Raw genomic sequence first — 14780 nt, forward strand, 5'->3', positions numbered from 1 at the left:
GTTATGCAGAGTCTGGGGAACGATAGCGAGCTTGCGGTGAAGAAGGATCAGGAATATTTATGGCACAACATTACGCCTTATAGTGAAAAGAATCCGCCTATGATTGCCGCCTCGGCGAGTGGGTCGTGGATTACGGATATACAGGGCAATCGATTTTTGGATGGGATGTCTGGCTTATGGTGTGTAAATGTGGGATACGGGCGCAAGGAGCTGGCGGAAGCTGCTTACAATCAGTTGCTGACCCTGCCTTATTTTCCTCTGACACAAAGTCATCTCCCGGCGATTGCGCTGGCGGAGAAGCTGAATGAATGGCTCGGAGACGACTACGTGATCTTCTTTTCCAATAGTGGATCGGAAGCCAATGAGGCTGCTTTCAAAATGGCACGCCAGTACCAGCAGCAAATCGGCCAGCATTATCGCCATAAATTCATTGCCCGTTATCGTGGATATCACGGCAGTTCGCTTGGTGCATTATCTGCAACAGGCCAGGCCCAGCGCAAATATAAATATGAACCGCTGGCGGGTGGGTTTCTGCATGTAGCTCCCCCGGACAGCTATCGCCGCCCGGCCGGGATGACTGTGGAAGAATTCAACCTCCAGTGTGCACAGTCCATAGAGGATATGATCATCTGGGAAGGCGTGGAGACGGTAGCTGCGGTGATTATGGAGCCTGTAATTACGGGTGGTGGCGTCATTGTACCGCATCAGGTTTATTTGGATCGGGTGCAGGAAATCTGCCGTAAGCACGGTGTGTTGCTCATTATGGATGAGGTGATTTGTGGATTCGGACGTTCTGGACGTAAGTTTGGTCATCACAACTTTAATGTGAAGCCTGACATCGTAACGATGGCTAAGGGACTGACTAGCGCTTATCTTCCTTTATCCGCGACTGCTGTTCGTAAGGATATCTATGAGGTATTTAAGGACAATAGCGATGACTATGGCCATTTTCGCCATGTGAATACTTTTGGTGGCAACCCTGCCTCCTGTGCGCTGGCGCTGCGTAATCTGGAGATTATCGAGCAGGAGAAGCTGGTGGAACGTGCGGATCTTTTAGGTAAAAGAATAAATACAGAATTTACCGAGCTGCTTGATCACAAGCTTGTAGGTGATGTCCGCAGCTTTGGTTTGGTGACAGGGGTTGAGCTGGTTGAAGACAAGGTCAGTAAGAAGCCGGTTGATCTGAATATTGTGAAAGGAATTATTGACGAATGTAAGTCCAAGGGGCTTATCATCGGCAAAAATGGCGATACCGTAGCTGGGTTCAACAATGTGCTTACCTTCGCCCCGCCGTTATCCTCCACGGATAAAGATATAGAATTTATTATCGATACCTTTAAATCTGTGCTGAACGGGGGCTAGGTAAAGTGATTTTGTCTGGATATAGAAATTGGTAAGCGCGCAGGGCGACTTGAATGGAGATGCGATTCTCTGGCTGCATGAAGTCTTCACCCAGTAGCTCTGTTATTTTGTCCAGGCGATAATAAAGTGACTGTCTGACAATGAATAAGTTTCGAGCGGCAATTTGTTTGGAACCATCATGATCCAGATAAACACGAAGGGTAAGCAGCAGCTCGCTGCCTTTGGTTTGGTCGTGGTCGATTAGCGGGCCGAGATAACTGCGAATGAAGTTCTGTAACGTTTTTCCGTCATTTAAGCTCAACAGCAACTGGAATACACCCAGCTCTTCATAGAAGAGTAATGACTTCTGGTAACAGGAGTATAACGATAATGCCTGTAGGGCTTCCTGATAACCGGAATAGGCTCGTTTTAGGCGCTTATGCGATTTGCTGACTCCAATGACGAGCTGCAAATCCTTGAGCTTCTCATCGGAGCGGATGTTCTGCAGGGCTTCAAGTGCTTGTTGAAGTCGCATTTTGCCAGGCATTTTTGATTGGATGTCGAGGGCGATGACGGTGAGGCGATTGTTCTTAAGGGTGATCAGCGGACGTAAAGAATATTTCTCAAAGATGGAACGCAGGATGAGCGAAAGGTGGAAGGTGATGGACTCCCATTCGTTCTCCGAGCTGTTCCATTTTACATCTCTGGGGTTCTTGATCTCTATAAGGCATACACGGTAAGGGAGCTCGTTGACCACGTTGAAATTAGAGCCTATCAGGCCCTTTAAGCGGTTATCATCTTCGATGCGGCCATTGATCAGCTCGTCGACCCATAGATTTTCTGAAAAAAGCTTGCGCTCCTCCATATACCGGGTTCGCAGCAGCTCCTGAGCAATGGACAAAGAGGCGGAATCCAGCAGCAGACAGTCGAATTCCTGTGGTTTGTGATTGCATACCATCAGAATGTAAGCCCAGGTCTGATCCAGCGCACCTACAGGCTTGAGCGCGATGGTCTTCTGTCCATATTCCCGGATATAGGGGGCAGCGTCAGGTTGAATTCCTTCCAGCTCGTCGCCGAAGGCGGTGAAAAAATTCAGCAATGGAGCCTGCTCTTCCGGCGAAAGGGCCGGGAAAAATAAGGGTTTGCCTTGCAGCTGCATATAGACAATTTGTGTGCGGGTGCTTTTGCACAATAATTGCAGCACTTTCAGCGTTCCTTGTGAAGTTAAGGTCAGACGGTGGAATTCACGTGAGATTTTTTCAAGTTCTTGGAGCATCCGGTGATGCCGGTTGATGATAATCGAATGAAGATCCAACGTGATATCTACGAAACGAACCGTGCGGGTGAAGATGATTAGCGGAAAGTCATGCCTATCGGCTAATTCGATCATCTCTTGCGGGATGGTGCTGAAATACGTACCTAACTCAATACATAGGCAAGCTGCATTTTTGTCGATCAGGTTCTGCATAAACTCCAAGGAGGAAGGGAGATCGACACTTGCACCAATCCCCGTAGTCAAAATCATTTCTTCGCCATGAATCAGAGTCTCGAAGTTGGCACTTTCCAGCACATGCACCCAGCGAATGGCACGGCTTAGGCCGCTTTTCCCGCCGATCACCTCGGCTTCTGCGAATAGTGGTCTTTTTAAAGCGTCACGAATGGTTAATACAAGCTCCCAGTCCATAGTTACTCCCCCTCTATCTTCTGCGCTCTGGCCTTCGGTTAATGCCCTGTTATTCTCAGCCTATTCTCACACGTAAAAAATACAGTTTTGAAATTAGACAAAGTGTCTAATGCAACGAAAATTCGAAATGACTATAGTTTGATTAACGGATGTCAGTATATATAACCTAATCAGGGAGAACGTTGAGAGATAATTTCTGTTAAAGCTTATATTACTACAATAATTAAAAGATGTAAGCAAAATATTCAGACAAAACTTGAAATAATGTTATATTATATAACACAAATATGAAAAATTACCCATAAGGAGGGACTAGTGATGGAGCATTCTTCTCCGTTAACAGCATTTACACCTGATATGTTCATGCGTAATTTCGCCGAGGCTGAGCCGCCTCTGACCCATAAAGGTGCCATGGATGAGTCCAATCGCTGTCTATATTGCTACGATGCCCCATGTATAAAAGCATGTCCGACCAGCATTAATATTCCCTCCTTTATCAAACGGATCGCTACTGACAATTTGAAAGGCTCGGCACAGACGATTATGGATTCCAATCCTGTGGGTGCCAGCTGTGCTCGTGTTTGTCCTACAGATGAGCTGTGTGAAGGAGCCTGTGTGTTAAATGATGCCTCGGCGCCGATCCAAATCGGACTGCTGCAGCGTTATGCGACAGATTGGGCGATGAACAGCGGAGTTCAATTATTTAAGGCTGGCACCCCTAATGGGAAAAAGGTAGCCGTAATTGGTGGTGGTCCTGCGGGATTGTCTGCGGCTAGGGAGCTCGCCCGTGAAGGTTTTGCTGTTGTGATCTACGAAGCGAAGGCGTTAGCGGGTGGGCTGGATACACATGGAATTGTATCGTTTCGGCTCCCGCAGTCTGTATCTCTTTGGGAAGTAGAGCAGGTAGAGAAGCTGGGTGTGGAAATACGTACAGGTGTAAAAGTCGGAGTAGATGTTTCTGTAGATGAGCTGAAGTCGAATTATGATGCTATCGTTTTGGCAGCGGGTATGGGATATGTGCCTCCAATAGGGATTGAAGGTGAAAAAATGGCTGGCGTATATGACGCCATTGCGCTCGTAGAATCCACTAAGACGGGCATTCCTCTGCTAGAGCTGATGGGTCAGCGGGTCGCTGTCATTGGTGCGGGGAATACGGCTATTGATGCAGCGACTTGCTCAGTGCGGCTGGGAGCCACCAATGTGAAAATGGTCTACCGCCGGACCCGCGAAGAGATGACGGCATATGACTTTGAATATGAATTCGCGAAGCAGGAAGGTGTGGAGTTCAACTGGCTTACCTTACCGAAACGTATCGTGGGTGATGAGCTTGGGAATGTAACCGCACTGGAATGTGTGCAGATGAAGCTGACGGAGGAGCTGGGCAAAGATGGCCGTCCAATACCTATGCCGATCGAGGGTTCTGAGTTCTTGATTCCTGTAGATGCGGTTGTAATAGCTATTGGTCAAAAGCGTCGTCTAGATCTGATAGATTCCTTAGGTCTTATGCATGACCGTGGGGTTGTTAAGGTGGATGAGGTCACCTGCCAAACCTCCGATCCGCAGATTTATGCCGCTGGGGACATCGTATTTGGTTCAGGTAAAGGCGAGGCCATGGTTGTATCAGCGGCACAGCAGGGAAAAGATGCAGCCCATGCGATTGTTAAACAATTCTCAGGCCAGCAGGAGGTCGTTGTTAGATCTGCGGGCTGAGCGTAGAAATCATATTGGATTTTACATGACAGGGAGGGAACATCAATGGCAGATTTAAGTATTAATCTCGCAGGAATCAAATCACCGAATCCGTTCTGGCTGGCCTCCGCGCCGCCTACGAATACAGGTTATCAAGTGCAGCGGGCCTTTGAAGCGGGTTGGGGCGGGGCGGTGTGGAAGACGCTCGGCGATCCGATCATTAATACCTCATCGCGTTTTGCGGCAGTAAATTTCAATGGGCAACGGGTTGCGGGCTTTAACAATATTGAACTGATCACCGACCGTCCGCTTGAAGTTAATCTGAAGGAAATCTATGAAACGAAAAAAAGATTCCCGAATCATGCGATTATAGCCTCCCTGATGGTAGAACCAACGCAGCATAAATGGCATGAGATTGTTAAGCGGGTAGAGGATGTGGGTGTAGACGGTCTGGAGCTTAACTTTGGCTGTCCGCACGGGATGGCTGAGCGTGGAATGGGCGCTGCTTCGGGGCAGCAGCCTGATCTGGTGCAGGCACAGACCACCTGGGTAAAAGAAGTTGCGACAACCCCGGTGATTGTGAAGCTGACGCCTAATATTACGGATATCACCGTCGTTGCCCGCCATGCGGTTAAGGGTGGAGCGGACGCGATTAGTATGATCAACACGATCAACAGTCTTGCTGGTGTAGATATTCATAGCTGGAACACAATTCCGAATGTTGGAGGTCAGGGTGCGCATGGCGGTTACTGCGGGCCGGCTGTGAAACCAATTGCGCTTAGTATGGTGGCCGAGTGTGCCCGTGACCGGGGAGTCGGCATTCCTATCTCCGGTATTGGAGGGATTTCGACCTGGCAGGATGTTGTTGAATTCATGCTGATGGGTGCTACGGGCATTCAAGTATGTACAGCGGTCATGCATCATGGCTTCCGGATTGTGGAGGAAATGATCGATGGCCTGAACAACTATTTGGATGACAAAGGTTTGGCTTCCGTAACAGAGTTAATCGGTAAATCGGTATCCCGGTACTCCAACTGGGGTGATCTGGATCTCAACTATAAGGTCGTTGCCCGTATTAATGAGAACAACTGCATTAACTGTAATAAATGCCATATTGCCTGCGAAGATGCTTCACATCAGTGTATTGATATGTTAACTAATGCAGATGGGAAAGCTATTCTACAGGTCCGCGAGGAAGATTGTGTAGGTTGTAATCTTTGTTCAATTGTCTGTCCAGCAGACGGCGCGATCGATATGGTTCCAGTGGATACCGGGGCAGCTCCACTGACCTGGAACCAGCGGCAGAAAGTGATCGGAAGTTTGAATGGCACCTATTCGGAAGTGGAGGTGGTGTAAGGATGAAAAAGATTATTAAAAATGGCATCATCGTTACCGCAGCAGATACTTATACAGGCGATGTGGTGATTGAAAACGGGGTTATTACGGAGATTGGCCTTCATTTGGATGTCCCTGGTGCGGAAATTATAGATGCCTCGGGGTGTTATGTTTTTCCTGGAGGCATTGATCCTCATACGCATCTGGATATGCCTTTTGGCGGCACGGTTACAGCTGATGATTTTGAGACGGGAACCATTGCGGCTGCATATGGCGGAACGACCACAGTCATTGATTTTTGCTTAACCACCAAAGGACAACCGCTACAGCAAGCCGTAGATACATGGCATCATAAGTCGCAGGATAAAGCGGTGATTGATTACAGCTTCCACCTTATGGTCTCAGAATTAAACGATAAAGTACTGGGCGAGCTTCCGGAGATTATTGAGAATGAAGGTATTACCTCGCTCAAAGTATTTATGGCTTACAAGAATACTTTTCAGGCGGATGACGGTACACTTTTTAAGACCCTCCAAGCCGCGAAAAAAGAAGGTGCACTCGTTATGGTGCATGCGGAGAATGGAGATGTCATTGAATATCTTGTAGAGCAGGCCTTGGCCGCAGGTAATACCGACCCAATCTTTCATGCGCTGACCCGCCCGCCGGAGCTGGAGGGTGAAGCTACGGGACGCGCAGCTTATCTAACCGAACTTACAGATTCTCAGCTGTATGTTGTACACGTGACCTGTGCGGAAGCCGCTTGGAAGATTGCTGAAGCGCGTAAAAAGGGACTGCGCGTCTACGGTGAGACTTGTCCACAGTATTTAGTGCTGGATCAGACGGCGCTGGAAAAGCCTAATTTCGAAGGTGCTAAATACGTGTGGTCTCCGCCCCTGCGTGAGCAGTGGAATCAGGATGTTTTGTGGGATGCGTTATGGAGCGGCAGCTTGCAGACGATTGGCTCTGATCAGTGCTCGTTTGATTTCAAAGGACAAAAGGATCTGGGGCTAGGCGATTTCTCCAAAATCCCGAACGGTGGGCCGACTATTGAGGACCGGTTTACGATTCTATATTCGGAAGGTGTGCAGAAAGGCCGGATCTCATTGAACAAATTCGTAGATATTATTGCTACCTCTAGCGCCAAGCTGTTTGGCTTGTATCCGCAAAAAGGCACGGTCGCAGTAGGTAGTGACGCTGATCTGGTCATTTTTGATCCTTCTGTAGAAAGAACCCTTTCTGCGGACACGCACCATATGAACGTAGATTATAGTGCGTTTGAGGGCTTTGAAGTGAAGGGAGAGCCTGTTTCTGTTCTCAGTCGAGGTGAATTTGTTATTCGTGACAAACAATTTGTCGGCAAAGCAGGTTCGGGAAAATATTTGAAACGCAAACGTTTTGCAGCGGAGGCTCCTCTTCCTTCTAAGGCAGAAATCAGCGGAGGTGTAGTCTAATGTCTGCTTTTGCGGAATATGCCAAAGAACAGCAGGAGATTGATGGGCTGCTTTTTAAAGGGTATACGATTGCCGGCATCCAAGAGGATTTGGACGGTGCCCGAATAAAGTTTGTCAGAGGGGAGCCGGCTAAAAGCTCGGTAGAGCTGTTACTGCTCACAGCGGATGCCCGTAAGTACGTGACAACCCTTGTGGTTGCGGGGTTGAGGGCGGAAGGTGAGCAGGCGGGTTGTTACAGTGGAGAGGTTTGAAGGGAATGGAATTGAAAGCTGAGTAGTGAGCCCACGTAGGATAGGGAACTTGCCGCTCGGCTTTTTATTGTGCCCATGAAAGGGTGCGAGGAGATAACCTACCTGAAAATAGCCGATTATCGTCTCGGAATATACTTTTTGGGGAAATCCTCCCTAAAAAGTAGCTGATTAGGGTCCCAAAATAGACGTTTTAGGGAAAATATCCCTAAAAATCAGTGAAATATGCCGATTTTGCGCAAATTCGCTGAATATTAGGGAAGTTTTCCCTGATTTGCAGTTATAGGCACCTGACAGACCAAAAATCAGGGAGGATTTCCCTAATCTATTTCTTCTGCTGTTGCTGCTCACGCTCTATATACCCATGCCGTAATATGGACATGATATGCAGAGATTCAAAATGTCCCTCAACCTTTATACAATCAAGTAGAGTGCCTTCCAGTGTAAAGCCGCAGCTTTCGTAGACATGGCGAGCCCTGTGGTTGTGATCTCTAACATCTAACCATAGCCGATACGTCTCGGTGTGCTGGAAGATCCAGTCGCTCACGAGATGAAGCGACAGTTTGCTATAACCAAAGCCCTTTGGAATGGATGACGATTCGTTTAATACAAACGGTAAGATAAATATCTTGAAGTCCTGTTACGATGATATAGCCGACTCTTTTCCCGGACTTCTCCCAAATTGTAAGATGCAGGATATCTGGATCCTGGATAGCCGTAATGTGCTCCTCTTTACTCCACTGTCCGATATAGGCACGATTAAGCTCACTTTGTTCAATGGCTAGAACGAACGCTAAGTCCTGCTCGGTGGTAGTTTATAGATCCAACGTTTCTGAATGAATGATCATAACCTTATGCACTGTAGGAATGAACGCAACTTCGTGTATAATTGAGACCAAGTGTTAAGAATTCCAATCGGATGAGGAGATCAGCTGGTTATGTATTTTCTTGATATTATGTCTTGGCTGACAGAGGATAATCTGCGGCATCTGCTGGAACAATATCGTTCGTTTGGGCCCTTTCCGGGCATTGCGTTAACGTTTATGAAATCATTTATACCACCACTACCAACTATTGCGATCGTAGGGTTAAATGGGGCCGTATATGGTTTATGGTTAGGTTTTTTGTATTCTTGGATCGGTCTGGTTGCAGGCTGTGTGACTACCTTTTGGATTATCCGCAAAGTAGCCTCCCATCGTTATTTACGAAAATGGGCAGCGCGGCCCAAAGTAGCCAAAAGCATGACATGGGTGCGGCAAAGCGGATTCAGCTATGTTTTTCTGCTTAGTATATTTCCGGTAGGACCTTTTGTTGTGATTAATATGGCAGCAGGGCTTGCCGGGATGAGGTTCCGTTCGTATCTTCTTGCGCTTACGGTGGGTAAAGCGATTATGGTATTCGCAGTTTCATACATTGGCAATGATCTGGAACGCTTCATTCGCCAGCCGTGGGAGATTATCTATGTTCTGTTGTTTATCGGGCTGTCGTTATGGGGAGTCAAAGCCATCGAAGCGCGTTTTGCTAGAACAGCACAGGATGGGAACAAGATAGCTTAGTATAGTGTCAGAATTAACTTGAATTCCTAAATCTAAATAGAATAAAGGAGGAAATGATGATGAAATATCGTAAGCTTGGCAGTACAGGAATGAATGTCTCGGTGATTGGCCTGGGGACTTGGCAGTTTGGCGGAGAGTGGGGCAAGGATTTCACTCAGGCTGAAGTCGATGCCATGCTGGATAAGGCTGGGGAGCTGGGGATTAACCTGATTGATACGGCAGAATGTTACGGAGATCACTTGTCGGAGAAGTTCATCGGGGATTATCTGGCGCGCCGCAAACGCGAGGACTGGGTTGTAGCTACGAAATTTGGCCATCATTTTCAAGGGCATTTGCAGCGGGAACAGCTATGGCGTGCTGAGGATGTGCTTAAGCAGCTGGACGACTCCCTGCGCGCACTCCAAACAGAGTATGTCGACCTCTATCAATTCCATTCCGGAACGGATGAGCAGTTCGATAATGATAAGCTGTGGAGTATGCTCGACAGACAGAAGCAAGCCGGTAAAATCCGTCATTTAGGCGTGTCGATCAGTGCATCGGGCTCGGGGGTGCATCAGACCTCTGCGGCAGCGGATGTGCAGGCAGAGGCCATACAAGTAGTATATAATCGGCTGGATCGTCAACCTGAAGAAGAGATTCTTCCGCTGTGCATCGAGCATCAATTAGGTGTGTTAGCTCGCGTTCCGTTAGCCAGTGGTTATTTGAGCGGCAAGTATAAGCCAGATGCGATTTTTGCTCAGGGTGATGTGCGAGCGAACCATAAAGAGGATGTAAGACAAAAGCAGCTGCGCGCAGTAGCAGAAATTGCTGCCAATGAAGTGCCATCAGGTCTGGATATGGCGCAGTGGGCTTTGGCTTGGTGCCTCCAGCATTCCGCAGTAACCAGTGTAATTCCGGGCTGCAAAAATGTAGAACAAGTCATCTCCAATGCCAGTGCTGCCGATTTGGACATGGTGAAGGGCAACGTGTGATAAGTTAGAATGTTACACGGTGAAGAGTTCTTGGAGCTTCATCTCGGGTGAATGCTTCACGTAGATATGATTCCAGCTGTTCGTGGAAGTATCGTAAAGATAGTCCTGCTTCCATTGCTGGACATGGGTCGCAATACTCCTTACAGCGGATACAATTCTCTCTACTTCCTGATTAGTCATAATGGGATGTAGAGAGATGCGAATCCACCCTGGTCTGAAGGATTGGTCGCCGCTCATGATTGCTCCGGCAATCTGAGCGGATTGCGTCCACCCTAATCCGAGCAGGTAATGTCCATATGGACCTGCACAAGAGCAGCCGCCTCGAGCTTGTATGCCGAAACGGTCATTCAACAGCTGGACAGCAAGGTTGTAATGAATATCGCGCAGTGTAAAAGAGACGATTCCATGACGTTCTGTATGATCTCCGGCCAGCAGTGAGCACTCCGGTATGTCGCTGAGTCCTGCCAATAATTGCTGACACAGCTCGTGCTCTCTCATCACCATATATTGACCGTTTCCATTCATCTGCTCCTTCAGCTTCACGCAAAGTGCCGTGCGAAAAGCCTGTAAAAACCCCGGTGTTCCCCCGTCTTCCCGCATCTCAATCGCATTAGTGTAGCGGCGTCCTCCCCAAGGGTTGACCCAGGCTACTGTACCTCCACCCGGTTCGTCAGGAATACGTCCATTGTTCAGCGCTTCATCAAAGATTAGAACGCCGTTTGTGCCCGGCCCACCCAGAAATTTATGCGGAGAAAAAAAGATCGCATCAAGCTTCTCCAATGGGGAAGGTGGGTGCATATTGATAGGCACGTAGGGAGCACTGGCGGCAAAATCCACAAAACACACGCCCCCATGACGATGCATAGCAGCCGCTAGCTTTGCGTAAGGCGTCTGAATTCCAGTCACATTAGAACAAGCTGTAAATGAACCAATCTTGAAACGGCGATTGGGGTATAATCGCAGCTGGTCTTCAAGCTGCTGGGGGTCAATATTTCCGTCCTTTCCGGCGGGAATGGTAACGACGTCACCAAGCCCCTCCTGCCAAGGAAGAATATTGGAATGATGCTCCATATGGCTGGTGAAGATAACGGGGCGATCTTCCAGCGCGCGGTTATTATGTTCCTGTAGCCATTCCGGGAGCCTTAATCCCATGATACGCTGCAGCTTGTTCACGGCTCCTGTTGTTCCATTGCCGCAGAAGAGCAGTACATCCTGAGGGCCGGCATTTACATGGTTCTTAATGATTTGGCGAGCTTCATTATAAGCCTGCGTCATGATTAGTCCGGTGGTGTTGGAATCTGTATGTGGATTGCTGACGTAGGGACCGAAGGCTTCCTGCAACTTGCGTTCGATCGGTTCATATAGGCGCCCGCTTGCGGTCCAATCGGCATACAGAAGCGGTTGTCTGCCATATGGGGTGGTGATCTGATGCCGAATGCCGATGGTGTGACCACGAAAAGTATCAAAATGGTCTTGTAATGAAGCGGGCGTCTCTGCAGAAGAGGCGTGGATGATGTTTAGCACGGATATTCCCTCCAGCCCGTACGCCGTCAGTGCTAAGTTAATGGGGTGTATTTTCGGCGTGCCAGTAGTTTCTATGGCAACAGTATATGCCTGCATGGGGGATTGGGTTAAAGCCTAGTCAGACTTTAAATAAATAACTGTACATCACTTTCTAAAGCATCTTTTAAATATGCCGCAGCATCGATGATTTCGACCTCTGGCAGCAGTTCCTCGGGCTTAAAGCCCATGATCTCCACAGAAAGCTTGCAGGCATAGAATTTGATGTTTTTTTTACGAGCCCCTTTTAGAAAATGAATCAGCTTCGGTGCGCCTTGTTCCTCCATCATTTCCTCCAGCATCATTCGTCCCAGCCCGCTAAAGTTCAGATGAGAGAGCGGCAGCTGCCCAGGGCCCTTCGGTGTAATAACATCCATCAGCTTCTCGTAGATACTCTTGTCCTCAAGGGTCATTTTTTCCGGATCACGCACCAAAAATAGACCCCAGAATGAAAAGAACATGGTAACCTCGACATCGATATCTCTTGCTGCATTCGCTAGGATCAGTCCAGCCATCGCTTTGTCGTATTCCCCACTGAACATTAGCAGATTGATTTTTTTGCTCACCCTGATAATCCTCCCGTTACTTTTATTAGAATGTCATTAGTATGGTTGTGGTGGGGAGAACTATGCGAAGAAGCTTTCTGAAATTATAAAAAAAAGCCCCCTTTCGGGAGCTTGAGATTTACTAATGTACTTCAGGATCTTTAGATTCTGGATCTGCATTGCGACTGATGTCGTAATAACGGGCGGACAGCCAAATAGCTCCGGTAAATAACACAATGAGTCCAAGGACGATAGAAAAGCGCCAATCGCCTGCTTTGAAATTCAACTGAAGCACCGTTAGTACTAGTGAAACTTGGGTCCAAACCAGTGTTCTTTTGCGAAAAGCCGCAATATCACCAACCATCTTCGGGATATTCCGAATGATCAGGTAGGCAATAACTGCGAGAATAAGGGCGAAAATAGCAGTTACCGCTAATTCAGAAGAGGACAGGACATGCATAGTCTCAGCATCCTTTCGGCTTGCAAAAGTATTAGTTTCAGATCAGAACAATTTCTATTTTTTGAAGATGCCCAGCGGAGCTCCAATCGGTAAGAAGCTGCGGCCGAAATGAGCGTTTAGCACGGATGCTCCACATCCGTAAAGGGACACGATACCAATACCAAGCTCAGCACAAGCAGCTAGCTTATGGAAGAATTCTGGAGCGATCCCAAAGGAATCAAAGGTTAGTCCGATAAAGAGAAAATCTATCAATACAAAAATGATAAGCAGAACTCTATTTGCCTCAACGGCACCAATCGTCATAAAGAGTGTGAAGATCAAGTAACCCAGAAATACAAATCCGAGCTGCTTAGGATCTACAGCCTCCGCAAGCGTTGGTCCAAATACGCCAAGCTTGATTAGCCAGCTGCTAGCCATGCCGAACCAAAAGAAAGCGTAGGCGCCAAAGGCAGTCATACCAAAGGTATTGTTGTGCTTAGCATCCTGAATGGCGGCGAATAGCTGCGCGAATGCTCCCAGGAAGATAGCCCAAGGAATAACATAGCTAAGTCCTGTTGTAAATTCAAGCTTCTGTGAAGAAGCGACCAATGTGACAATAGCCAGTCCGAATAGCCCGATGGCGCTAGGGTCGGCAGTGACGATTTTGACAGATTGGGTGTTAGGGGATTGCGCTGACATGACAGTAAAAGCCTCCATTATTATATATAGTTTTACGCTCTTAAAAACAGCCCGTAAGGGGCGCTGTTCATAGGCTTGCCTATCATATCATATCGGTATGTGCTTGCCTATAAAACAACACTCATTTTTTGTCGTAAAATAGGGGTCCTGCGTGAAATAAGGAATTGTTTACATTTTTATCTTCCATTATCAAGTTACTTGACCAAACAAACGGAAATATTATGTCAAGAATAGACATTATATGCAGTGATAATCTTCACAATCTATCGAAAATTGATGTATAATAGTCAGTGATAATTATTATCAAATCATATGAAAAAAGGCGGTAAGCTTGAAGTGAACAAATGGACATTATTTACCAAGGCGACCCGGTTTTGGAGTTTTTCTGTTATGCTCATCCCGATTGTTTTGGGGACCGTTGGGGCATATGTATGGGAAGGGACATTCCATCCGGTTTTATTTATTCTTACATTAATAGGGGCGATCTCGGCGCATTTGTTCTCCAATATGGTGAATGATCTGTGGGACTTCCGCAACGGAACCGATACAGAAGCAAAGAATTCCGCTGGTGAAATCAGCACAAACTCCGGGCTACTGACAGGTGGGATCCTCTCGGAGTCTTTTTATGCAAGGATGACCTGGAGTATGCTGGCGATTGCCCTTATCTGTGGTGGGATTCTTAGTATATATAGCGGTTGGAATATCCTTTGGTTTGTACTTGTTGGTGCTTTAATCGCTTATTTCTATGTGGCTCCGCCACTGCGTTATGGCTATCGCGGCAAAGGTTATAGTGAGATGGCCATTTTTATTGCTTTTGGGATTATGCCTGTATTAGGCTCCTATTTCGTACAAACCGGTCAGTTTAGCATGAAGCCTGTAATTCTCTCGCTGCCTGTCGGATTTTTAACTACATTATTGTTGTTTAATCACCATTTTCTACATTGGAAAGCGGATGAGCAGGCGGGTAAGCTTACGCTTGTTGTAGTATGGGGAGAACAAAAGGCACTTGTATTCTCACGTGTACTTCTTTTCACTGGCTACGCTTCGGTGATAGTCTGTGTGCTGTTGGGTGTACTTCCTGTTTACGCACTGCTGGCGCTGGTTACAGCTTTCTGGCCGCTGCGCATTTACAGTAGTCTCAAGCAACATAATGCTTCGCCGGCTTATATCCCGCTGATGGGTGCTTCACAAAAAGCCTCTGTACGCTGCGGAGTAGTAATGGCAATAACTTTATTAATTCAAGGCTTGATCTGATACTAATA

The 14780-nt window shown here is 47.4% G+C and carries 14 protein-coding genes; 8 read left to right on the forward strand and 6 right to left on the reverse strand.

Going from position 1 to position 14780, the window contains the following annotated elements; genetic code table 11:
- Positions 1 to 3: 3 nt before the first annotated feature.
- Entirely contained in the window at positions 4 to 1362 is a 1359-nt protein-coding gene (locus MKY63_RS11935; protein ID WP_339812978.1) for an aspartate aminotransferase family protein, read from the forward strand.
- Here the strand turns inward: MKY63_RS11935 and MKY63_RS11940 are convergent.
- Complete coding sequence (locus tag MKY63_RS11940; protein WP_036682056.1) at positions 1337 to 3025, reverse strand: PucR family transcriptional regulator; 1689 nt, start codon at positions 3023 to 3025, stop codon at positions 1337 to 1339. The two genes, MKY63_RS11935 and MKY63_RS11940, sit on opposite strands and share 26 nt — an antisense overlap.
- A 318-nt stretch (positions 3026 to 3343) precedes the next feature.
- Between MKY63_RS11940 and MKY63_RS11945 the strand changes: the two genes are divergently transcribed.
- Genes MKY63_RS11945 through MKY63_RS11960 form a run of 4 tightly spaced genes read left to right on the forward strand, consistent with a single transcriptional unit; the run spans position 3344 to position 7751 of the window.
- Positions 3344 to 4735: an NAD(P)-dependent oxidoreductase gene (locus MKY63_RS11945; protein ID WP_076099707.1), complete on the forward strand. Its 1392-nt coding sequence runs from the start codon at positions 3344 to 3346 to the stop codon at positions 4733 to 4735.
- A gap of 45 nt (positions 4736 to 4780) precedes the next feature.
- On the forward strand, positions 4781 to 6070 hold the full coding sequence (gene preA, locus MKY63_RS11950; protein WP_076099706.1) for an NAD-dependent dihydropyrimidine dehydrogenase subunit PreA: 1290 nt from the start codon (positions 4781 to 4783) through the stop codon (positions 6068 to 6070).
- 2 nt (positions 6071 to 6072) lie between these two features.
- On the forward strand, positions 6073 to 7500 hold the full coding sequence (gene hydA, locus MKY63_RS11955) for a dihydropyrimidinase (RefSeq protein WP_076099705.1): 1428 nt from the start codon (positions 6073 to 6075) through the stop codon (positions 7498 to 7500).
- Positions 7500 to 7751 carry a hypothetical protein gene (locus MKY63_RS11960; protein WP_051491218.1) on the forward strand — a complete coding sequence of 84 codons (252 nt, stop codon included), beginning with the start codon at positions 7500 to 7502 and terminating at the stop codon, positions 7749 to 7751. Before hydA ends, MKY63_RS11960 begins: the two co-directional genes overlap by 1 nt.
- A gap of 322 nt (positions 7752 to 8073) precedes the next feature.
- On the opposite strand, the gene MKY63_RS11965 is transcribed toward MKY63_RS11960, so the two are convergent.
- Positions 8074 to 8295: a GNAT family protein gene (locus MKY63_RS11965; protein ID WP_254924502.1), complete on the reverse strand. Its 222-nt coding sequence runs from the start codon at positions 8293 to 8295 to the stop codon at positions 8074 to 8076.
- Positions 8296 to 8686: 391 nt separating this feature from the next.
- Here MKY63_RS11965 and MKY63_RS11970 point away from each other — a divergent pair, with 391 nt between their 5' ends.
- Entirely contained in the window at positions 8687 to 9304 is a 618-nt protein-coding gene (locus MKY63_RS11970) for a TVP38/TMEM64 family protein (protein WP_036682051.1), read from the forward strand.
- Positions 9305 to 9363: 59 nt separating this feature from the next.
- Positions 9364 to 10275: an aldo/keto reductase gene (locus MKY63_RS11975; RefSeq protein ID WP_036682049.1), complete on the forward strand. Its 912-nt coding sequence runs from the start codon at positions 9364 to 9366 to the stop codon at positions 10273 to 10275.
- A gap of 12 nt (positions 10276 to 10287) precedes the next feature.
- Here the strand turns inward: MKY63_RS11975 and MKY63_RS11980 are convergent, their stop codons facing one another.
- The 4 genes from MKY63_RS11980 to MKY63_RS11995 all read right to left on the reverse strand — a co-directional run bounded on the left by MKY63_RS11980 (position 10288) and on the right by MKY63_RS11995 (position 13518).
- On the reverse strand, positions 10288 to 11799 hold the full coding sequence (locus MKY63_RS11980; RefSeq protein WP_036682047.1) for an aminotransferase class V-fold PLP-dependent enzyme: 1512 nt from the start codon (positions 11797 to 11799) through the stop codon (positions 10288 to 10290).
- 125 nt (positions 11800 to 11924) lie between these two features.
- Entirely contained in the window at positions 11925 to 12401 is a 477-nt protein-coding gene (locus MKY63_RS11985; protein ID WP_036682046.1) for a DsrE/DsrF/DrsH-like family protein, read from the reverse strand.
- A 121-nt stretch (positions 12402 to 12522) separates the two neighbouring features.
- The gene (locus MKY63_RS11990; protein ID WP_051491217.1) at positions 12523 to 12840 is read right to left on the reverse strand and encodes a hypothetical protein; all 318 of its coding nucleotides are present in this window, start codon (positions 12838 to 12840) and stop codon (positions 12523 to 12525) included.
- Between the two features lie 54 nt (positions 12841 to 12894).
- Positions 12895 to 13518: a GPR1/FUN34/YaaH family transporter gene (locus tag MKY63_RS11995; RefSeq protein ID WP_036682044.1), complete on the reverse strand. Its 624-nt coding sequence runs from the start codon at positions 13516 to 13518 to the stop codon at positions 12895 to 12897.
- Positions 13519 to 13854: 336 nt separating this feature from the next.
- Between MKY63_RS11995 and MKY63_RS12000 the strand changes: the two genes are divergently transcribed.
- Entirely contained in the window at positions 13855 to 14772 is a 918-nt protein-coding gene (locus MKY63_RS12000) for a prenyltransferase (RefSeq protein ID WP_036682043.1), read from the forward strand.
- The last annotated feature ends 8 nt before the right edge of the window (positions 14773 to 14780 follow it).

The sequence above is a fragment of the Paenibacillus sp. FSL R7-0189 genome, assembly GCF_037969925.1.
Classification (GTDB): Bacteria; Bacillota; Bacilli; order Paenibacillales; family Paenibacillaceae; genus Paenibacillus_AQ; species Paenibacillus_AQ odorifer.

Bases quoted from the DNA above. Each gene is read 5' to 3' on its own strand.
- MKY63_RS11975 (WP_036682049.1), top strand. From the start codon at position 9,364: ATGAAATATCGTAAGCTTGGCAGTACAGGAATGAATGTCTCGGTGATT.
- MKY63_RS11945 (WP_076099707.1), top strand. From the start codon at position 3,344: ATGGAGCATTCTTCTCCGTTAACAGCATTTACACCTGATATGTTCATG.
- MKY63_RS11970 (WP_036682051.1), top strand. From the start codon at position 8,687: ATGTATTTTCTTGATATTATGTCTTGGCTGACAGAGGATAATCTGCGG.
- MKY63_RS11960 (WP_051491218.1), top strand. From the start codon at position 7,500: ATGTCTGCTTTTGCGGAATATGCCAAAGAACAGCAGGAGATTGATGGG.
- hydA (WP_076099705.1), top strand. From the start codon at position 6,073: ATGAAAAAGATTATTAAAAATGGCATCATCGTTACCGCAGCAGATACT.
- MKY63_RS11990 (WP_051491217.1), bottom strand. From the start codon at position 12,840: ATGCATGTCCTGTCCTCTTCTGAATTAGCGGTAACTGCTATTTTCGCC.
- MKY63_RS11940 (WP_036682056.1), bottom strand. From the start codon at position 3,025: ATGGACTGGGAGCTTGTATTAACCATTCGTGACGCTTTAAAAAGACCA.
- MKY63_RS11935 (WP_339812978.1), top strand. From the start codon at position 4: ATGCAGAGTCTGGGGAACGATAGCGAGCTTGCGGTGAAGAAGGATCAG.
- preA (WP_076099706.1), top strand. From the start codon at position 4,781: ATGGCAGATTTAAGTATTAATCTCGCAGGAATCAAATCACCGAATCCG.
- MKY63_RS11995 (WP_036682044.1), bottom strand. From the start codon at position 13,518: ATGTCAGCGCAATCCCCTAACACCCAATCTGTCAAAATCGTCACTGCC.